This is a genomic window from Streptomyces sp. NRRL B-24484 (assembly GCF_000717715.1).
GTDB lineage: Bacteria > Actinomycetota > Actinomycetes > Streptomycetales > Streptomycetaceae > Kitasatospora.
Map to the genome: position 1 here is coordinate 161,841 of NZ_JOAI01000004.1, position 18,144 is coordinate 179,984.

The window sequence follows — 18,144 nt, forward strand, 5'->3', positions numbered from 1 at the left end:
ACCGCCGCCCGTGTCGGCACGGTCCGGCTCGACCGCACGGCCAAGTCGGAGACTGCCGCCGCCGCGGTTCGGGACCTCCCGGGTTCCGGACCTCCCTGGTTCGGGACCTCCTAGAAGTGGCGCCAGACCTCGGCGGGGGCGATGTCCCAGGAGTTGCCCGCGATCTCTCCGGTGTCGAAGAACAGGGCCCAGCTGACGACGGCGTCGCCGGCACGCTGCGCGCCCAGTTCGAGCTCGAAGCCCTCGCAGCTCAGGTCACCCCCGAGGCAGGCCAGGATCACCGCGTCGTGTTCGATCGCGTACGCCTCCATCTCGGCGGAGAGCTCCGACGGGACGCGGCCGATCAGCCGGATCCCCTCATGGGTGACCTGCGGCCCGGCCAGGCCGTCTGACGAGCACGCACGTCAGACCGACACCGTCGACGAAGTAGCAGGTCACCGCGGGCCACCGGCCCCGGCGGACGCCCGGCCTGTCGAACGCGACGCGCCACTGGGAACGGTGCGTCGCCTGCCACGCGCCGATGTTCCGCTGCTCCGCGGTGAAGCCGCAGCCCGCCATGGCCGCGACGGCATCGGCGGGCGCCATGCCGAAGCCCAGCGGCCCGACGGTCCGGCGCGGGACGTACCCCCACCCGTCCCGTTCGGAGTCGTCCAGCGGTGTCCAACGGTCGGCGTTCACGGCCCGATGATCTCGTACCCGGTGCCGGTCGACACACGCCCTACGACTCGTCCGCCTCCGCCCGGCGCGGCCGACCCGACGGCCACCAGGGGATGCGGCGGGTGAGCAGCGCCCCCAGGGCGAGCCAGCCGGCGGCGAGCAGCCAGCCGCCGAGGACGTCCAGCGGCCAGTGCACGGCGAGGTAGATCCGGCTCAGCCCCACCAGGGCGGCGAGGCCGAGGAGCACGGCCGCCCAGCGGCGCCGGGTGGCGGGCGGACGGCCGGTCGCCGCGAGGTGCCCGTCGATCGCCCAGGCGAGCAGCCCGAAGGCGGTGGCCGAGGTGAAGGTGTGCCCGGACGGGAAGGAGAACCCGTGCGCGGTGACGGCCCAGTCCGCGGCGGGGGGCCGGTGCCGGCCGGTCCCGTGCATGATCGCGATCCGCATCAGTTGTCCCGCACCGAGCCAGCCGACCGGGGCGAGGGCGACGAGCAGCCGCCGCGGGCCGGCCGGGACGCGGCGCGCCGTGAGCAGCCCGGCGGTGATCACCGCCGCGTACGGGACGAGGGCGCTGCCGAAGGAGGTCACCAGGACCGCCACGCCCCTGGCGGCGCCGGGCCGGTGTCCGGCGGACCACCGGACGACGTCCTGCTCCCAGCCGAACGGCGCCATGTGGCGGACGGTGAGCAGCAGCGCCAGGGCGGTGAATCCGGCCCAGGCTCCGGCCAGGACGGCCGGAGCCGTGCGGCTGCCGGGTCCGGACGCCGGCGTCGGAGCCCGTTCCGGTTCCTCGCGATCGGGGCGGGCGGCGGCCCGGTCCGCGTCGGCCACGGCGGTCACCGGCCCCCCTCGCCGGCGCGCTGCGCCCCGGCCGGGCGATCGGCGTGCGGCGCCGGGGGTCCGGGCGGGCCGGGCACACCGACGGCGGGCGGCACGCGGGGGGCGACCGGCCCGGGCACGCCGGACGCGACCGGCTCGGGGACGGCAGGGGTCGACATGGCAGGCCTCTCCGGAGGGCGTCGCGGAGTGGGCACTCCGCCACACGGTCTACATCAATGTAGACGACATCCGCGACGGGCCCGCACCGCCCCGCCCTCCCGTCAGAGGTGGACCACCCGGACGGCGCCCGCCGGCACCTCCAGCACGCCCTCGACCAGCAGTCCGGTGAGCAGTTCCATGCCGGCGCCGGGCAGCGGCACCTGCGCCGCGCGGTCACCGTGGTTGATCGCGAAGAGGTAGCGGCCGAGTTCGCCGACCCGTTCCACGACCTCGAGATCGCGCGGCAGCGCCCGCTCGGGCAGTCCGGCGTCGGCGCAGACCCGGGCGAGGACGGTGTCGAGTCCGTCCGCGTCGAGCCGGGTGGAGAGGTACCAGGCGGTGCCCCGGCCCAGGGTGTGGCGGGTGATCGCGGGCAGGCCGGCGGCCGGTCCTTCGGTGTGGCTCCACAGCGTCTCGGCACCGCGCGGCACCACGAACTCGGACCAGGAGCCCGCCCGCAGCGGCCCGCCGGGGCCGTCCAGCCGGACGGTCCGCCCCTCGGGCAGCGGCGCGAACTCCTCGACGGTGAGGCCGAGCACCTCGCGCAGCGCGCCCGGGTACGGGCCCGGGTGCACGGTGTCGTGCTCGTCGACGATGCCGGAGAAGTGCCCGACGGCGAGGGTGCCGCCGTTCTCGACGTAGCGCCGCAGGTTGTCGCCGGTGGCGGTGGTCGCGAGGTACAGGGCGGGGACGAGGACGAGGGGGTGGCCGGCGAGGTCGGCCCCGGGGTGGGCGAAGTCGACGGTGAGGTGGCGGTCCCAGGCGGCGGCGTACCAGGCATCGGCCTGGGCCCGGGCGTCGAGTTCGACGCTGGGGCGCCACTCCAGCTTCTGCGCCCACCAGGACTCCCAGTCCCACAGCACGGCGGCGTCGGAGACCACCCGGCTGTCGCGGACGCTGCCGAGCGAGCCGATCGCCGCGCCGAGGGCGACCACCTCGCGCCAGATCCGGCTGTCGGTGCCGGCGTGCGGCAGCATCGCGGAGTGGAACTTCTCGGCGCCGAACCGGGAGGCCCGCCACTGGAAGAACATGGCGCCGTCCGAGCCGCGGGCCACGTGGGAGAGGCTGTTGCGGGCCATCTCGCCGGGCTGCTTGGGCAGGTTGCGGGGCTGCCAGTTGACGGCGCCGGTGGAGTGCTCCAGCAGCAGCCAGGGGCGGCCGCCGGCGACCGAGCGGGTGAGGTCGGCGGCCATCGCGAGGTTGATGTGGTTCCGGGGGGCCTCGGCGACCAGGTAGTGGTCGTTGGCGACGAGGTCGACCTCGCGGCCCCAGGCCCAGTAGTCGAGGGACTCGCACTGCGAGAGCGCGGTCATGAAGTTGGTGGTGACGGGGATGCCGGGCGCCAGCCGGTGCAGGACGTCCCGTTCGCGCTTGAAGTTCTCCAGCAGGGTGTCGTTGGTGAAGCGCGCCCAGTCGAGCTGCTGGGCGGGGTTGCCGGCGGTGGGGGTGAGCCGGGGCGGCCGGATCTCCTCCCAGGCGCCGTAGCGCTGGCCCCAGAAGGTCGTCCCCCAGGCGGCGTTGAGCTCGGCGAGGCCGGTGTACCGCGCGCGCAGCCAGCGCCGGAAGTCCTCGGCGGAGGCCTCGCAGTAGCAGGCCCCGACCGGGACGCCGTACTCGTTGTGGACGTGCCAGAGGGCGAGTGCGGGGTGGTCGGCGTAGCGCAGCGCGAGCTGCTCGGTGATCGAGGCGGCGGCCTCCCGGTAGGCGGGCGAGCTGTGGCAGATCGCGCCGCGCGAGCCGGCCTCCAGGCGGACGCCCTCGCGGGTGACGGGCAGGGCCTCCGGGTGTTCGCGGTAGAACCAGGCCGGCGGCACGACGGTGGGGGTGCCGAGGTCGACCCGGATGCCGCCGGCGTGCAGCAGGTCGAGCAGGCGGTCGAGCCAGCCGAAGTCGTACACGCCGCGTTCGGTCTCCAGCAGGGCCCAGGAGAAGATCCCGACGCTGACCATGGTGACGCCCGCCTGCTGCATCAGCCGGACGTCCTCCTCCCAGACCTCCTCCGGCCACTGCTCGGGGTTGTAGTCGCCGCCGTAGGCGAGGGCGGGCAGCCCGACCGGCCGGCGGCTCCGTGCGGCGGGGGCGGCGGCCGCGGTCGGGGTGACGTCGCGGGTCAGCGGGTGGTCCATGGGGGCTCCATCGGCGATCACTGTGAACGTACACAGCGCGAGTGCGCCGTGTTTCGGCAAGATAACCGTACGAGGTGAGGGATTGACAAGTGTCGTCCGGGTTTCCGTACTGTGAACGTGCACAGCGGCGGTTCCGTGAGCTCAGAAGCCCGGCGCCGCTCCCGCATCCCCCACCCCGCACCCGTGATCCCGGGAGGATCCATGCACCGTCGGCTCGCCCTCGCCTCGGCCGCCGCGCTCTGCGGCACGCTCGTCCTGACCGCCTGCGGCAGCAGTGGCGGCGCCTCCGGTGACACCGCGGCCGCGGCCGGACCGGTGAAGCTGACCTTCTGGTCCTGGACGCCGAACATGGACAAGGTCGCGGCGCTCTGGAACGCCTCCCACCCGGACGTCCAGGTGTCCGTGCAGAAGCAGGCCTCCGGCGACGACCTGGTCACCAAGACCATCACCGCGGCCAAGGCCGGCAACGCCCCCGACCTCGTCCAGGTCGAGTACCAGGCCCTGCCCACCCTGGTCAGCAACGACGTGCTCGCGGACATCGCCAAGCGGTCCGGGACGGCGAAGGACCGGTTCGCGGCCGGCGTCTGGCAGCAGGTCACCCTGGGCTCCGACGCGGTCTACGCGATCCCCGAGGACACCGCTCCCCTGGCCTTCTACTACCGCACCGACCTGTTCGCCCAGTACGGCCTGAAGGTGCCCACCACCTGGGCCGAGTTCGCCGACACCGCCCGGCAGTTGAAGCAGAAGGACGCGTCGAAGACGCTCACCACCTTCTCCGCCAACGACCCCGGCCTGTTCGCCGGCCTCGCCCAGCAGGCCGGCGCCGCGTGGTGGACGGCCTCCGGCGACGCCTGGAAGGTCGCCGTCGACGACACCGCCACCCGGAAGGTCGCCGACTTCTGGGGCGGCCTGGTCGCCGAGGGCGCCGTCGACAACCAGCCGATGTACACCCCGGCCTGGAGCAAGGCGCTCAACGACGGCAGCCAGCTCGCCTGGGTCTCCGCGGTCTGGGCGCCCGGCGTGTTCACCTCATCCGCACCCGACACCAAGGGCAAGTGGGCCATCGCGCCGCTGCCGCAGTGGACCGCCAGCGAGGCGGTGACCGGCAGCTGGGGCGGCTCCAGCACCGGCGTCACCACCGGCGCCGAGAAGGCCGGACACGCCGACGCCGCCACGCAGTTCGCCACCTGGCTGAACACCGACCCGCAGGCCGTCGCCGCGCTGGTGAAGGAGGCGGGCATCTACCCGGCAGCGACCGCCGCGCAGACCGGCGGCGCACTGGCGAACGCCCCCGAGTTCTTCGCGAACCAGCCCGACTTCTACACCCGGGCCGCCGAGATCGCGAAGAACACCGCGCCCGCCGCCTGGGGCCCCAACGTCAACGTCGCCTACTCGACCTTCAAGGACGCCTTCGGCAAGGCCGCCCAGAACAAGTCCGGCTTCCCCGCCGCACTCACCGCCGTCCAGCAGGCCACCGTCGCCGACCTCAAGAAGAACGGCTTCACCACCCAGGGCTGAACCGCACTGCTCCACGAGGGGCGCGTGGAGGTACCTCACGCGCCCCTGATAGCAGCCCCCGCCCCCGCACACCCCCTAGGACCGCCATGGCGTCACCGTCCGCCGCCCGCCCCGCCCGGCGCCTCGCGCCGTACGCCTTCCTCACCCCGGCCGTCGCACTGTTCGCGCTGTTCTTCGCGCTGCCGATCGGCTACGCCCTCCACCTGAGCTTCCGCGCCGTCCGGGTCAAGGGCCTCGGCCTCGGCTCGCACGCCCGCACCGAGGTCTGGGCCGGCCTGTCCAACTACACCTCGGCGCTGACCGATCCGGAGCTGCTCGCCGGCTCCGGCCGCACCCTGCTGTACGGCGCCCTGCTGGTGCCCGCCATGCTCGGCGCGGCCCTGCTGTTCGCCCTGCTGCTGGACACCCCGCGGGTGCGGCTCGGGTCCTTCTCCCGCCTCGCGATCTTCCTGCCGTACGCGGTGCCGGGCATCGTCGCCTCGCTGCTGTGGGGCTTCCTCTACCTGCCGACCGTCAGCCCCGGCTACTTCCTGCTGGAGAAGGCCGGCATCGGCGGCCCGGACCTGCTGCACGGCAACGGCCTGTTCGTGGCCCTCGCCAACATCGCGGTCTGGGGCGGCACCGGCTTCAACATGATCGTCATCTACACCTCGCTGCGGGCGATCCCCGCGGAGCTGTACGAGGCGGCCCGGCTGGACGGCGCCTCCGAGCTGCAGATCGCCCTGCGGGTGAAGATCCCGATGGTGGCGCCCTCGCTGGTGCTCACCTTCTTCTTCTCGATGATCGCCACCCTGCAGGTGTTCAGCGAGCCGATGACCCTCAAGCCGCTCACCAACTCGATGAGTTCCACCTGGAGCCCGCTGATGAAGGTCTACCGCGACGCCTTCGTGGTGGGCGACATCCACTCCGCCGCCGCCACCTCGACGATCGTCGCCGTGGCGACCCTCGTCCTGTCGTTCGGCTTCCTCACCCTGGTCAACAAGCGCTCCACGGGGGGCAACTGACGATGAGCACCACTTTGGCCGAAGGCCGCCGCACCGCTCCCGCCGCCGGGAGGACACCGGGCGACCGCACCGCCCCGCCGCGCCGCCGCCCCGCCTGGGGGCCGACCCTGGTGCTGCTGCTCGGCGCCGTGTACTGCCTGATCCCGATCCTCTGGGTGGTGATGGCGGCCACCAAGGGCAGCGACGAGCTGTTCACCACCTTCACCCTCTCCCCCGGCAGCGGCCTGGTCGGCAACCTCACCGACCTGTCGCACTACCGCGACGGCGTCTACTGGCAGTGGATGGCCAACTCCGCCCTGTACGCGGGTGCCGGCGCCCTGCTGTCCGCGGCCGTCTCCGGCACCGCCGGCTACGCGCTCGCCAAGTACCGCTTCCGGGGCCGCGCCACCGTCTTCAACGTGCTGCTGGCCGGCGTGCTGATGCCGCCGATCACCCTCGCCGTGCCGCAGTACCTGCTGATGGCGAAGGCCGGCCTGGCGGACAGCTACTGGTCGGTGCTGCTGCCGAGCATCCTCAGCCCGTACGGCATCTACCTGGCCCGGATCTACGCGGCCGCGGCGATCCCGGACGAGGTCGTCGAGGCGGCCCGGGTCGACGGCGCGAAGGAGTGGCGGCTGTTCCGCAGCGTGGCGCTGCCGATGATGGTGCCCGGCCTGGTCACCGTCTTCCTGTTCCAGTTCGTGGCGATCTGGAACAACTTCCTGCTGCCGTACATCATGCTCGGCGACGACCGGAAGTTCCCCGTCACCGTCGGCCTGTACTCGCTGCTGCAGCAGGGTGCCAACGCGCCCGCCCTGTACACCCTGGTGGTGACGGGTGCGCTGCTGTCGATCCTGCCGCTGATCGCGCTCTTCCTGGGACTCCAGCGCTACTGGCGCATCGATCTGCTCTCGGGGGCCGTAAAGTCCTGACCGTCCGCCAGTCCGCCCGTCCACGCCCGCCGGCCCCACCGAGGAGGCCGGCGCCCGGCCCCTGCAAGGAAGCACCCAGCACCATGACGGAACCAGAGACCCAGGGCCGCTCGGCCGGCAAGCCCCGCCGGCCGCCGACCATCCACGACGTCGCCGCGGTCGCCGGTGTCTCGCGCGGCACCGTCTCCCGGGTGCTGCAGGGCGGCCACAACGTCAGCCCGGCCTCCCGGGAGGCCGTGGAGGCGGCGATCGACGAGCTCGGGTACGTGGTGAACCGCGCCGCCCGCAGCCTGGTGACGCAGCGCTCCGGTTCCGTGGCCTTCCTGCTCACCGAACCGCAGGAGCGCTTCTTCGAGGACCCGAACTTCACCACGCTGCTGCGCGGCTGCACCCAGGCGCTGGCCGCGCACGACATCCCGCTGCTGCTGATGACCGCCGGCGACGAGGCGGAACGCCGCCGGGTGACCCGCTACCTGGCCGCGGGGCACGTGGACGGCGTGCTGCTGGTCTCCTCGCACCGCGGCAACCCGATGATCGAGCACCTGCGGGAGGCGGGCATCCCGATGGTCTGCTGCGGCAAGCCGCTCGGCCAGCGCGGCCGGGTCAGCTACGTCGCGGCGGACGACCGCGAGGGCGCCAAGGACATGGTCCGCCACCTCGCCGGGTCCGGGCGCACCCGGATCGCCACCGTCGCCGGACCGCAGGACACTCCCGGCGGCGTGGAGCGGCTGCTCGGCTACCGGGAGGTCCTCGACGAGTACGGCATCGGCTACGACGAGCGCCTGGTGGCGTACGGGGACTACAGCCGGGCCGGCGGCGAGGCGGCCGCGGCCGAACTGCTGGCCGCCGCACCCGACCTGGACGCGCTGTTCGTCGCCTCCGACCTGATGGCCGACGGCGCGCTGACCGCCCTCGACCGGGCCGGCCGGTCGGTGCCCGGGGACGTCGCCGTGGGCGGCTTCGACGACTCCCCCACCGCACTGACCACCCGTCCCCCGCTCACCACCGTCCGCCAGCCCTGGGACCGGATCAGCAACGAGATGGTCCGCCTGCTGCTCGCCCAGATCGCCGGCGAGACCGCACCGACCGTGATCCTCCCCACCGAACTGGTGGTCCGCGACTCGGCGTAGGAACCGTCCTCGGAGCGCGCTCGGATGGTCGATCCGGCGGCGCGTGGGAGCACCTCCCGCCCCTCCGTGCCGTCCGTGGGCCTTCGAAGGCACGTCCCCGGACCTGCAGCCCGGGGCAGCGGCCGGCGGGCCGGGCCGGGTCAGAAGGCCTGGGGGCCGAAGCGTCCCCAGGCCACCGCGGCGGCCAGCACCAGCAGCACCAGGTTGACGGCGATGCCCGGGTACTCCTTGCGGCGTGCGTGGACGGCGGCAGCGCCCACCATGGTCAGCGCCAGGCCGAGGGCCGCCCAGGCGGTGAGGACGGGGGCGACGCCGAGGGCGGCGGGCAGCACCAGTCCGAGGCCGCCGAGCACCTCGGCGGCGCCTATCGCCTTGACCGCGCCCGCGGGCCAGTCCCCCGCCCAGGCCATGCCCGCGGCGACGAGCTTCTCCCTCGGCTGGGCCGTCTTCATCGCGCCGGCGGCGACGAAGGCGGCGGCGAGCAGGATCGCAATGATCCACAGGGCGGTGTTCATTCGGGTCTCCTCCGACGCATGACTTGAACCTTCAACCAGAAGATAGGGAGGATTTACTTGAAGAGTCAAGTGATCCGCAGAGTGCGGCCGGAGGTCGGAGGCGGTCTCCCCGGGGCCGCTCCGCACCACGCTAGGGTGGTGGCCATGGACGCAGAGGAGCCGCGCTGGCTGAGCGAGGAGGAGAAGGAGTCCTGGCTCGCCCTGGGCAGCATGCTGATCCGGCTGCCCGCCGCGCTGGACGCCCAGCTCCAACGGGACGCGGGCATCAGCCACTTCGAGTACCAGGTGATGGCCGGCCTCTCCATGTCGCCCGAGCACACCCTGCGGATGAGCGAACTCGCCGTGCTCGCCGACGGTTCGCTCTCCCGCCTCTCGCACGTCGTCAAGCGCCTGGAGCAGCGCGGCTGGGTCCGCCGCACCCCCGACCCCGAGGACGGCCGCTACACCCTGGCCGTCCTCACCGCGGACGGCTGGGACAAGGTGGTGGCCAGCGCCCCCGGCCATGTCGCCGAGGTCCGCCGCCTGGTCTTCGACCCGCTCACCAGGACCCAGCAGCGCCAGCTCCGCGAGATCGGACGCCGCGTCACCACCGCCATCGACCCGACCGGCAGCTGCCCCGGGCCCGCACCGCTCTGACGTCCCGCCACAGGGCCGCGCCGCGGCGCGAAGTCCGCGGCGCGGCAGCCGACTTCACCGGACGGGCGGGTACGAGCCGGCCCGTGCGGCCCCGCTGCACTCAGTCCAGCAGGTCGTCGACGGTGGTGCCGGGCGGCAGCGGCAGCAGCCCCTTGGCCGCGAAGCCGCGCAGGACGGTCTCCCATCCCGGGTGGTCCGCGAGCAAGGCGTGCAGTTCGTCGGTTGCGGCGGCGGCCTCGCCGCGGGCCATCAGCGCGCCGGCCCGCAGGAAGCGCAGGCCCTGTTCGCCGGGCAGCGCGGCGAGGGCGGTGTCGACCTCCCGGAGGGCACCGTCCGCGTCGCCGCCGTACAGCGCCTCCACGGCCCGGTCGAAGCCGCGGTAGGCGTCGGCGGCGGTGAGCAGCCGCGCGAGGTCGCCGAGCGGGTCGGTGGAGCGGTCCGTCCGCAGGTCGACGAGTCGGCCCTGCCACGGCTCGCCCCGGGTGCCGGCGACCACGAGCAGGGCGGCGGACATCCGGCCGCGGGCGTCGCCGCCGGCCGCCTCGGCGGCGCGCAGCGCGGTGAGCAGGCGGTGCGGGAAGGGTCCGCGGGCGGCGGTGTAGGCCTCGGCCATGGCGGGCCAGACCCGGTCGGTGGCGGCCGTGTTGGCCTGCACGGCGCAGCCGTCCTCGACGAGGTGGCCCGCGTGGTCGACGCAGAGGGCGCCGGTGCGGGCGGCGAGGGTTCCGTCGGCGGCGACGAGGGCGATCTGGCGCATCTCGGCGGCCGGGTCGGTGGCCACGGCATCGGCGAGCGTGTCGGGGGCGGACATGCCGGCGGCGAGCCCGTCGAGGCAGCGGGGGCCGTGGGCGGTCTCGGTGAAGCCCTGGGTGGCGACCGCTCCGACGCCGGGCCGGGCCCAGGGGACGAGCGCGCCGACGGCGAGCGCCGCGGACTGGACGGCGACGCCGAGCGCCCCGGTCTCCGGGTCGCGCGCCACGATCGAGTACGTCATTGCGGCCTCCCGCCCCCGGGTTGCGCCCACCGCTCAGATCCTCCGCCTTCCGGCGCGAACCCACCAGCGGGCCCTCCGTCCGGCCCGCTCCGACATTAGGGTATTGCTTCATGATGAAGCACGTACACAATTCGAGGGAGCTGTCGGCCGGTGCCGACGGCCGGTTCTACGACCCGGGGGTCCGGGCCGCGATGGCGGCCTTCGCCCCGGACGGCGACACCCTGGCGCTGGAGGCTGCGGCGGCGCTGCGGTCGGCCACCCAGGCGGTGGACCGCCTGCGGGCGCTGGGCGCGGGCGGCCGCGGGCTGAGCACGGGAGGGCTGGACGTCCTCGTCCGGCTGGCCGCGGCGGACGAGGAGGGGCTGACGGTCGGCGAGCTCGCCCGGTCCGGCGGGGTCAGTTCGCGCAACGTCACGGGCCTGGTCGACACCCTGGAGGGCGACGGGCTGGTGCAGCGCGTACGGGACACGGCGGACCGCCGGTCGGTGCGGGTGGTCGTGACGGACGACGGCCGGGCCTGGCTGACGTCCTTCCGGGAGCCGACCCGCCGCGCCATGGCCGCGGTCTTCCGGGGCTTCACGCCCGAGGACCTCACCGCCTTCCGGCACCTGTGCCTGCGCCTGGTGGACAACCAGCGCCTCCTGGAGGAGCACCTGGCGGGCCGGCCCGCCGCGCCGCCGACCCCCTGAGGCGTCCGGAACGGCGCACTGCGGATGCGGGCCCGACCGCACCGGGGCTCGGCCCTCCCCCGGCCTCCGGCCGGGAGACGGCGCCACCCGCACCTCGCGCGACCACCCATGACCTCGGAGACACCCCAGGAGGGGGGTGCGGGGGTCAGGAGGCCAGCGAGCGGGCGAGGCGGAAGCCCACGTCGTCGACGGCGAAGGTGGGGTGGCTGCGGCGCCGGGCGGAGGCGCGGCAGCTCCAGTGCTCGTCGAACCAGCCGCCGCCGCGCAGCACCCGGTAGCTGCCGTAGACCTCGGCGTCGTAGACGTCCCAGCACCAGTCCCAGACGTTGCCGAGCATGTCGTGGAAGCCCCAGGCGTTGGGCCGCTTGCCACCCACCTCGTGCAGGCGCTCCCCCGAGTTGCCGCGGTACCAGGCGATCTCGTCCAGCGGCCCGTAGTGCGGGCCGTCGGTGCCGGCCCGGCAGGCGTGCTCCCACTCGGCCTCGGTCGGCAGCCGGTAGCCGTCGGCGGAGGCGTCCGGGTCGATGCCCTCGCCGTCCCCGTCCAGCCGGTAGGCGGGCCGCAGCCCCTCGCGGACGGAGAGCGCGTTGCAGAACCGGACGGCGTCCCACCAGGAGACGCCCTCGACGGGCAGCCGGTCGCCGCCGCCCGTCCTCGGCTCCGCTCCGGTGACCTCGGCGTAGAGGGCCCGGGTGACGGGCACGTCGGCGAGCTGGTACGGCGCCGGCCGGACGCTCCAACTGCGTTGCGTGCGCCGGTCGGTGAGCACGACCTCACCGGCCGGGACAGTGATCATCGTGGCGTGCGCACCGAGGTCCATGATCGCCCATCCTACGGCCGCAGGACCCGTTCGGCGGGGGTTCGCGGACATGCCGAGGGCCCGGCAGGGGTGCCTGCCGGGCCCTCGGGAATGGTGGCCGGAGTCGGATTCGAACCGACGACCTCTGGGTTATGAGCCCAGCGAGCTACCGAGCTGCTCCATCCGGCGATGTGTGTTCACCGTACTGGCGGGCTCTGGCTGACGGGAAGTCGTTTTCCGTGCGACGGGCGGGTGTCCGTCAGGGGCAGGTGACGACCTGGCCGGCCCAGGAGAGGCCGCCGCCGAAGGCGAGGAGCAGCACCCGGGCGCCGGAGGGCAGTTCGCCGCGCTCGGTCAGCTTGGAGAGGGCGAGCGGCACGGAGGCGGCCGAGGTGTTGCCCGACTCGACGACGTCCTGGGCGATCAGGACGTGCGACGGCAGGTCGAGCTGACGCACGAGGGCCTCGATGATGCGCAGGTTGGCCTGGTGGGTGACCACGCCGGTCAGCTCGGACGGCGCGATGCCGGCGCGCTCGCAGGCCTCGCGGGCGATGGCCGGCAGCTCGCCGGTGACCCAGCGGAACACCGACTGGCCCTCCTGGGCGAACCGCGGCTGCCAGTCGTCGACGAGCCGGACGGCGTTGCCGCGGGACGGGTCGGAGCCCCAGGCGACGGGGCCGATGCCGGCGGTGTCGGAGGCGCTGAGCACCGCGGCGCCGGCGCCGTCGCCGAGCAGGACGCAGGTGCTGCGGTCGGTCCAGTCGGTGACGTCGGACATCTTCTCGGCGCCGATGACCAGGGCGTGCCGGGCGGCACCGGCCCGCAGGCTGTGGTCGGCGGTGGCGAGCGCGGTGCAGAAGCCGGCGCAGCCGTTGTTGAGGTCGAAGGCGACCGCGGCGGGGATCGCCAGGCGGGCGGCGACCTGGGCGGCGGTGGAGGGGCAGCGGTCGATCGCACTGCAGGTGGCGACGGTGACCAGCCCGATGTCGGAGGGCTGCAGGCCGGCCGCGGCGAGGGCCTTCTCGGCCGCGGCGGCGGCCATGTCGGCGACGGTCTCCTCGGGGGCGGCGATCCGGCGGGTGGCGATGCCGGTGCGGCGGAGGATCCATTCGTCGCTGGTGTCGACCATCGCGGCGAGGTCGTCGTTGGTCAGGACGCGGGAGGGCTGGTAGTGCCCCAGTGCGGTGATGCGGCTTCCCTGCATGCCGGTCTCTCCTCGGCTCGGCGACGGTCCCCGGGAATATAGCAACCGACCGGTCGGACGCTAAGAGGGTGGCGGCTCGCTACGATGACGGCATGAGTCCACGCAAGTCCGTCGCCGAGGCCCGAAGAACGCGGGACCGCATCCTGGAGCACGGCATCGCGATCGCCTCCGTCGACGGGCTGGACGGGCTGACCATCGGCCGCCTCGCCACCGACCTGGGCATGAGCAAGGCCGGCGTGCTCGGCCACTTCGGCACCAAGGAGGCGCTGCAGCTGGCCGCCCTGGACGGTGCGGCGGCGATCTTCTCCCGGACGGTGTGGGCGCCCGCCGAGCACCGGCCGCCCGGCCTGGCCCGGCTGCGGGCCGTCTGCGAGGCGTGGATCACCTACCTGGAGGCGGACCGCGACACCTTCCCCGGCGGCTGCCTCTTCACCACCGCCGCCGTCGAGTTCGACGCCCGCAGCGGGCCGGTCCGCGACGCGGTCGGCCGGCTGCTGCGGGTCTGGCGCAGGCGGCTGGCCGCGGAGGTGCGGACGGCCGTCACCGAGGGCGAGCTGCCCGCCGACACCGACCCGGAACAGCTGGTCTACGAGCTGGGCGGCCTCTACCTGGCGCTGAACCAGGAACTCCAGCTCTTCGGCGCCCCCGGCGCCGCCGCACGCACCCGCCGCGGCCTCGACCGCCTCCTCGGCCCGAACGCCCCGTCCGGCCGGATCCCCCGCTAGGGGTCTTCTCCAAGGCGACGGATTCCACAGAGGGGCGCGGGGAACTGCGCAATTCGGATGCGGGCCACCGTGCGGGCCAGGGGCGAGCCGGACCGGTCAGGAGCACCGATCCCGGACTGCGCAGTTCTCCCCCAGCCTGGCGGCCGGGAGGTGCCCCCACGCGCCCCTGAAACGACCTCCCGAGTGCCTTTGAAGACAACTCCCACGGGGTGCACCCGGGCGGCCCGGCGGTGGGGACCGTGTCCCCGCTACCGTGGACGGCATGGATCTTCCCTCCGCCGAACGGACCGTCAGTGACGACCTGGGCACGCCCGTCCGGCTCGGCCGGGTCGCCCGGGTGGTGTCGCTGGTGCCCTCGCTCACCGAGGCGGTCGAGGCGACCCGCCCGGGGCTGCTGGCCGGCGCGACCGACTGGTGCAGCCACCCGGCCGGACTGGACGTCGTCCGGATCCGCGGCACCAAGAACCCGGACACCGACCGGATCGCCGCCCTGCGGCCCGATCTGGTGATCGCCAACGAGGAGGAGAACCGCGCCCCCGACCTGGCGGCCCTCCGCGAGGCCGGTCTCGCCGTCTGGGTCACCCGGGTCCGCACCCTCGACGAGGCCTTCGCCTCGCTCGACCGGCTGCTCACCACCGCCTGCGGCCTGCCACGGCCGTCCTGGCTCGACGAGGCCGAGCACGCCTGGCGGTCCCTGCCCGTCCCGGCCGGCCCGCCGCGGCGCGCGCTCGTCCCGATCTGGCGGCGGCCGTGGATGGTCCTCGGCCGCGACACCTTCGCCGGCGACCTGCTGCGCCGCCTCGGCGTGCACCAGCTGTACGCCGACCACGCGGAGCGCTACCCGGCCGTCCCGCTGGACGAACTGCAGGCCGCCGGAGCCGAGTTGGTCGTCCTTCCCGACGAGCCCTACTGCTTCACCGCCACCGACGGGCCGGAGGCCTTCCCCGGTGTCCCCGCCGCCCTGGTCAGCGGCCGCCACCTCACCTGGTACGGCCCCTCCCTCGTCGAGGCCCCGGCCCTCCTCGCCGCCCGCCTCGCCGCCGCAACCCCGGCCTGAGCCGTCGTCGGCCACGCCGCGGCCGCCGGGGGCGTCACTCCGGGACCACCTCGACGCCCCGACGCCGGAGGATGTCCACGAGCAGGTCGAACAGCAGCACCGTTCCGCCGGCGGCGGGCACCTGCTCCACCAGTCGGGCCCGGGCGCCCGCCGAGTCCGTCCACCGCAGGGTGAACGGGGCCGCGGCGCCCCAGCGGCCCCGAGGCAGTCGTCGAGGGCGTCGGGGTTCCAGCCGAAGTATCCACCGGGCCCGTTCACCGCTTCGCCCATCGCGCAGAAGAAGCCGTCCCGGTCCTCGACGTGCCGGCCGTCCAGGACGACCACCCGGCCGGCGGGGGTGTCGGCCCGCCCCCGCCGCCGGTACGCGTGGGACCACAGGGCCACCGACAGCCAGGCCCGCCGCTCCTCGGGGCCGAGTTCGTGCCACAGGCCGGTGCGGGCCGGCCACCCCGTCCGGATCGGCTCCCAGAACCGGCCCGCCCCGGGCACCGCCGGATCGCACCAGAGCGTCACGACCAGGTCGACCAGACCGCCTCCGTGGGCGGAGGGCCGGGCATCCACGAGGGTGACCTCGTTGACGAAGTAGGACCCCATGGCGACGCCCGCGGTGTCGAGGATCTCCAGGTCGGCGTTGCCCGCCACGGCACGACGCGTGCCGATCCGGTCGATGCTCCTCAGCAGGCCGCCTTCGGGGCGGCATCCCGTGAGGCGCACCCGCCGCGCGCCCGGGTTCCCGGGCAGGGACGTGAACAGTCCGTCCGCCTCCCGGGCGGAGCCCCGGAAGTCGGCGTCGTCCTCGTCGGACGTGAGTGCGTACTTCTCGCCCCGACCTGCCGCTCGCATCGCCCCCCTGAGAACGCCGATCCCACGGCCCGCCGGCCGCTGTCAGCGGGTGCCCGGGGGGCGGTCGAAGACGCAGTCGCCGCAGACCCCGCCGCCCGGCACCCGGTAGTAGAGGCAGCAGGAGGTGCGCCGGAAGGCGAGGGGGCGGCCGGGGGCGGTGACGCTCCCGGTACCGCACAGCGGCGGGGCGTCGAGCAGGGCGCGGACGAGCGACCAGGTGCGGCGGGCGGCCTCGGTGTGCCGGACGGACGGCGCGGTGGCCAGCACCCGGCCGGCGCCGACCAGGGCGGATGCGGCGTTGCCGTCGAGCAGGCGTTCCGCCACCGGCGCGACGGAGCGGACGGCCGCGGCCAGCGGCGCCAGGTTCTCCTCCGCCACGGCCTGCCGGAGGCCGTCGGCGAGCGACCCGGCCGGGGCGGACGGCCCGTCCGGCAGCCACAGCTCGAAGGTGCCCTGAGCCGGCAGCAGCCCGTGGGCGCGGTCGGGGTGCAGGTCCGCGACGATCCCGCCGAGCGCGGCCGCGCCGAGCGCCACCGACCAGAGCCGGGAGGCCAGCCCCAGGTGCACCACCGAGGCCGCCACCCGCGGCTCCCGGGTGCCCAACTGCCGCGCGGCCGCGCGGATCCGCCCGGCGAGCGGGCTGTCCGGCCCCGCCGCGTACAGCTCCCGCAGGGGCCGGAACCCGGCCGGCGGCGCCTCGCCCGTCCGGACGGCGAAGTACGGTCCGACCCGGCCGACCACGGCCCACACCTCGGACACCCCCATCGCCACCCCTCCGTCCACCGCCCGCCGCCCGATCCGCGCGGCAAGCCAACCAGGGGCGCGGGCGGCCGCGCAATCCGGGGCGGACCGCAGGCGCACACCGGCTTCCGCACACCGGCATTCGCACACCAGCGCGGCCGACCGCGTAAGCTCGGCGGAGAGCGAACGTTCTCCGAGACTCCCGGGGGAGACCGATGGACCAGGCCGAGGCCCGGACGCGGCTGCTGGACGCCGCCGGGCAGCTCTTCTACGAGCGGGGGATCCAGGCCGTCGGGGTGGACCAGATCCGCACCGCCTCCGGCGTCTCACTCAAGCGGTTCTACCAGCTCTTCCCGTCCAAGTCCGACCTGGTGCTGGCCTACCTGCAGCGCCGCGACGCCCGCTGGCTGGACTCCCTCACCGGGTTCGCCGACGCCCGGCCGGCGGGCGACGGGCGGATCCTGGCGGTCTTCGACTGGCTGCACGCCTGGTTCGGCGAGCCGGACTTCCGCGGGTGCGCCTTCCTCAACGCCTTCGGCGAGATCGGCGCGACCGACCCGGCGGCCGCCGCGGCCGTGCGGGCGCACAAGGCGGCGCTCCGCGACTACCTCGGCGGACTGCTGCGCCTGGCCGGCCGGCCGGAGTCCCTGCTCGACCCGCTGTTCCTGCTGGCCGAGGGCGCCATGACGACCGCAGCGGTCACCGGCTCCCCCGAGGTGGCCCTGAGGGCGCGCGACGCGGCGGCGGCCCTGTTGACCGCCGCCGCACCGGCCGCCGCCTGACCTCCCGGCCGAGGGCGCCTCAGAGCCCCAGCTCGCTCAGACCGGGGTGGCCGTCGGGTCGGCGGCCGAGCGGCCAGCGGTACTTGCGGTCGGCCTCGGCGATCGGCAGGTCGTTGATGCTGGCGTGGCGCACGCTCATCAGCCCGTCCTCGTCGAACTCCCAGTTCTCGTTGCCGTACGAGCGGAACCACCGGCCGGAGTCGTCGTGCCACTCGTAGGCGAAGCGGACCGCGATGCGTCGCTCCCCGTGGGCCCACAGCTCCTTGACGAGCCGGTACTCGTGCTCGCGGGCCCACTTGCGGGTCAGGAAGGCGACGATCTCCTCGCGTCCGATGGCGAATTCGGAGCGGTTCCGCCAGCGCGAGTCGACGGTGTAGGCGAGCGCGACCCGCTCGGGGTCACGGGTGTTCCAGCCGTCCTCGGCGAGGCGGACCTTCTCGATCGCGCTCTGCTCGGTGAACGGCGGCAGGGGCGGGCGCTTGCTCATGGGATCCTCCGGCCGTGCGGGCTCGTCCAGTTGAGAGAACGACCGTTCTCCCGATGGCCCCACCCTAGGAGAACGATCGCTCTCCTGCAAACGCGCACCCGTCCCGGCGAGTTGGCGCAGCCCGCCGCAGTACTCGGCAGCCGCACCCGCGGCACGGACCGGCCGGCTCGGCGGCAACGGAAGGCCGGCTCGGCGGCGCCGGGGGGCCGACTCGGTGGCGATAGCAGGGTGGCTCGGCGGCGCCGGGAGGGCGGGCCGGACGGCGGGACCACTCCGATGCCGCACACCGG

The 18,144-nt window shown here is 74.6% G+C and carries 19 protein-coding genes, 1 tRNA gene and 1 pseudogene; 9 read left to right on the plus strand and 12 right to left on the minus strand.

The genetic code is table 11. The features are described 5' to 3' along the window. Positions 1–110: 110 nt before the first annotated feature. The 4 genes from IE98_RS50525 to IE98_RS0105360 form a co-directional block, all read right to left on the minus strand. Positions 111–311: a hypothetical protein gene (locus tag IE98_RS50525; RefSeq protein ID WP_234443412.1), complete on the minus strand. Its 201-nt coding sequence runs from the start codon at positions 309–311 to the stop codon at positions 111–113. Positions 312–357: 46 nt separating this feature from the next. Next, positions 358–678: a hypothetical protein gene (locus tag IE98_RS50530; protein ID WP_234443413.1), complete on the minus strand. Its 321-nt coding sequence runs from the start codon at positions 676–678 to the stop codon at positions 358–360. A gap of 40 nt (positions 679–718) precedes the next feature. Next, positions 719–1,495: a phosphatase PAP2 family protein gene (locus IE98_RS0105350; RefSeq protein ID WP_052390153.1), complete on the minus strand. Its 777-nt coding sequence runs from the start codon at positions 1,493–1,495 to the stop codon at positions 719–721. A gap of 260 nt (positions 1,496–1,755) precedes the next feature. Then, on the minus strand, positions 1,756–3,819 hold the full coding sequence (locus tag IE98_RS0105360) for a beta-galactosidase (protein ID WP_078660785.1): 2,064 nt from the start codon (positions 3,817–3,819) through the stop codon (positions 1,756–1,758). Between the two features lie 201 nt (positions 3,820–4,020). Between IE98_RS0105360 and IE98_RS0105365 the strand changes: the two genes are divergently transcribed. From IE98_RS0105365 to IE98_RS0105380, 4 genes are all read left to right on the plus strand, one after another. Then, positions 4,021–5,337, plus strand: a complete 1,317-nt coding sequence (locus IE98_RS0105365) for an ABC transporter substrate-binding protein (RefSeq protein WP_030264939.1) — start codon at positions 4,021–4,023, stop codon at positions 5,335–5,337. 86 nt (positions 5,338–5,423) lie between these two features. Beyond that, on the plus strand, positions 5,424–6,341 hold the full coding sequence (locus IE98_RS0105370) for a carbohydrate ABC transporter permease (RefSeq protein ID WP_030264943.1): 918 nt from the start codon (positions 5,424–5,426) through the stop codon (positions 6,339–6,341). 2 nt (positions 6,342–6,343) lie between these two features. Continuing rightward, entirely contained in the window at positions 6,344–7,252 is a 909-nt protein-coding gene (locus IE98_RS0105375; RefSeq protein WP_030264945.1) for a carbohydrate ABC transporter permease, read from the plus strand. 83 nt (positions 7,253–7,335) lie between these two features. Further along, positions 7,336–8,382 (plus strand): LacI family DNA-binding transcriptional regulator, encoded by a 1,047-nt coding sequence (locus IE98_RS0105380; RefSeq protein ID WP_030264946.1) that lies wholly within the window; start codon positions 7,336–7,338, stop codon positions 8,380–8,382. A 140-nt stretch (positions 8,383–8,522) separates the two neighbouring features. Here the strand turns inward: IE98_RS0105380 and IE98_RS0105385 are convergent, their stop codons facing one another. Continuing rightward, on the minus strand, positions 8,523–8,897 hold the full coding sequence (locus IE98_RS0105385; RefSeq protein ID WP_030264948.1) for a DoxX family protein: 375 nt from the start codon (positions 8,895–8,897) through the stop codon (positions 8,523–8,525). Positions 8,898–9,041: 144 nt separating this feature from the next. On the opposite strand from IE98_RS0105385, the gene IE98_RS0105390 reads away from it, so the two are divergent. After that, positions 9,042–9,533, plus strand: a complete 492-nt coding sequence (locus IE98_RS0105390) for a MarR family winged helix-turn-helix transcriptional regulator (RefSeq protein ID WP_030264949.1) — start codon at positions 9,042–9,044, stop codon at positions 9,531–9,533. Positions 9,534–9,633: 100 nt separating this feature from the next. Here the strand turns inward: IE98_RS0105390 and IE98_RS42065 are convergent, their stop codons facing one another. Next, complete coding sequence (locus tag IE98_RS42065) at positions 9,634–10,527, minus strand: DUF1028 domain-containing protein (protein WP_052390154.1); 894 nt, start codon at positions 10,525–10,527, stop codon at positions 9,634–9,636. 110 nt (positions 10,528–10,637) lie between these two features. Here IE98_RS42065 and IE98_RS0105400 point away from each other — a divergent pair, with 110 nt between their 5' ends. Further along, complete coding sequence (locus IE98_RS0105400) at positions 10,638–11,216, plus strand: MarR family winged helix-turn-helix transcriptional regulator (RefSeq protein ID WP_030264953.1); 579 nt, start codon at positions 10,638–10,640, stop codon at positions 11,214–11,216. Positions 11,217–11,361: 145 nt separating this feature from the next. Here the strand turns inward: IE98_RS0105400 and IE98_RS0105405 are convergent, their stop codons facing one another. From IE98_RS0105405 to IE98_RS0105415, 3 genes are all read right to left on the minus strand, one after another. Then, positions 11,362–12,036, minus strand: coding sequence for a formylglycine-generating enzyme family protein (locus tag IE98_RS0105405; protein WP_030264956.1), 675 nt, complete (start codon positions 12,034–12,036; stop codon positions 11,362–11,364). A gap of 91 nt (positions 12,037–12,127) precedes the next feature. Then, positions 12,128–12,204: transfer RNA gene (locus tag IE98_RS0105410), tRNA-Met, on the minus strand. A gap of 70 nt (positions 12,205–12,274) precedes the next feature. Next, entirely contained in the window at positions 12,275–13,219 is a 945-nt protein-coding gene (locus IE98_RS0105415; protein WP_030264959.1) for a beta-ketoacyl-ACP synthase III, read from the minus strand. Between the two features lie 92 nt (positions 13,220–13,311). Between IE98_RS0105415 and IE98_RS0105420 the strand changes: the two genes are divergently transcribed. Continuing rightward, the gene (locus tag IE98_RS0105420) at positions 13,312–13,944 is read left to right on the plus strand and encodes a TetR/AcrR family transcriptional regulator (protein WP_030264962.1); all 633 of its coding nucleotides are present in this window, start codon (positions 13,312–13,314) and stop codon (positions 13,942–13,944) included. 262 nt (positions 13,945–14,206) lie between these two features. Continuing rightward, positions 14,207–15,001 (plus strand): helical backbone metal receptor, encoded by a 795-nt coding sequence (locus IE98_RS0105425; RefSeq protein WP_234443414.1) that lies wholly within the window; start codon positions 14,207–14,209, stop codon positions 14,999–15,001. Between the two features lie 258 nt (positions 15,002–15,259). Here the strand turns inward: IE98_RS0105425 and IE98_RS52205 are convergent. Then, positions 15,260–15,844, minus strand: a pseudogene (locus tag IE98_RS52205) (Barstar domain containing protein); the annotation flags it as partial. Between the two features lie 42 nt (positions 15,845–15,886). Continuing rightward, the gene (locus IE98_RS0105435) at positions 15,887–16,609 is read right to left on the minus strand and encodes a (2Fe-2S)-binding protein (protein ID WP_063748865.1); all 723 of its coding nucleotides are present in this window, start codon (positions 16,607–16,609) and stop codon (positions 15,887–15,889) included. A 191-nt stretch (positions 16,610–16,800) separates the two neighbouring features. Between IE98_RS0105435 and IE98_RS0105440 the strand changes: the two genes are divergently transcribed. Continuing rightward, on the plus strand, positions 16,801–17,367 hold the full coding sequence (locus IE98_RS0105440; RefSeq protein ID WP_030264970.1) for a TetR/AcrR family transcriptional regulator: 567 nt from the start codon (positions 16,801–16,803) through the stop codon (positions 17,365–17,367). Positions 17,368–17,386: 19 nt separating this feature from the next. On the opposite strand, the gene IE98_RS0105445 is transcribed toward IE98_RS0105440, so the two are convergent. Then, on the minus strand, positions 17,387–17,854 hold the full coding sequence (locus IE98_RS0105445) for a DUF1348 family protein (protein ID WP_030264972.1): 468 nt from the start codon (positions 17,852–17,854) through the stop codon (positions 17,387–17,389). Between the last annotated feature and the right edge of the window lie 290 nt (positions 17,855–18,144).

Bases quoted from the DNA above. Each gene is read 5' to 3' on its own strand.
- IE98_RS50525 (WP_234443412.1), bottom strand. From the start codon at position 311: ATGGAGGCGTACGCGATCGAACACGACGCGGTGATCCTGGCCTGCCTC.
- IE98_RS0105360 (WP_078660785.1), bottom strand. From the start codon at position 3,819: ATGGACCACCCGCTGACCCGCGACGTCACCCCGACCGCGGCCGCCGCC.
- IE98_RS0105365 (WP_030264939.1), top strand. From the start codon at position 4,021: ATGCACCGTCGGCTCGCCCTCGCCTCGGCCGCCGCGCTCTGCGGCACG.
- IE98_RS0105370 (WP_030264943.1), top strand. From the start codon at position 5,424: ATGGCGTCACCGTCCGCCGCCCGCCCCGCCCGGCGCCTCGCGCCGTAC.
- IE98_RS0105375 (WP_030264945.1), top strand. From the start codon at position 6,344: ATGAGCACCACTTTGGCCGAAGGCCGCCGCACCGCTCCCGCCGCCGGG.
- IE98_RS0105380 (WP_030264946.1), top strand. From the start codon at position 7,336: ATGACGGAACCAGAGACCCAGGGCCGCTCGGCCGGCAAGCCCCGCCGG.
- IE98_RS0105385 (WP_030264948.1), bottom strand. From the start codon at position 8,897: ATGAACACCGCCCTGTGGATCATTGCGATCCTGCTCGCCGCCGCCTTC.
- IE98_RS0105390 (WP_030264949.1), top strand. From the start codon at position 9,042: ATGGACGCAGAGGAGCCGCGCTGGCTGAGCGAGGAGGAGAAGGAGTCC.
- IE98_RS42065 (WP_052390154.1), bottom strand. From the start codon at position 10,527: ATGACGTACTCGATCGTGGCGCGCGACCCGGAGACCGGGGCGCTCGGC.
- IE98_RS0105400 (WP_030264953.1), top strand. From the start codon at position 10,638: ATGATGAAGCACGTACACAATTCGAGGGAGCTGTCGGCCGGTGCCGAC.
- IE98_RS0105405 (WP_030264956.1), bottom strand. From the start codon at position 12,036: ATGGACCTCGGTGCGCACGCCACGATGATCACTGTCCCGGCCGGTGAG.
- IE98_RS0105415 (WP_030264959.1), bottom strand. From the start codon at position 13,219: ATGCAGGGAAGCCGCATCACCGCACTGGGGCACTACCAGCCCTCCCGC.
- IE98_RS0105420 (WP_030264962.1), top strand. From the start codon at position 13,312: ATGAGTCCACGCAAGTCCGTCGCCGAGGCCCGAAGAACGCGGGACCGC.
- IE98_RS0105425 (WP_234443414.1), top strand. From the start codon at position 14,207: ATGGATCTTCCCTCCGCCGAACGGACCGTCAGTGACGACCTGGGCACG.
- IE98_RS0105435 (WP_063748865.1), bottom strand. From the start codon at position 16,609: ATGGGGGTGTCCGAGGTGTGGGCCGTGGTCGGCCGGGTCGGACCGTAC.
- IE98_RS0105440 (WP_030264970.1), top strand. From the start codon at position 16,801: ATGGACCAGGCCGAGGCCCGGACGCGGCTGCTGGACGCCGCCGGGCAG.
- IE98_RS0105445 (WP_030264972.1), bottom strand. From the start codon at position 17,854: ATGAGCAAGCGCCCGCCCCTGCCGCCGTTCACCGAGCAGAGCGCGATC.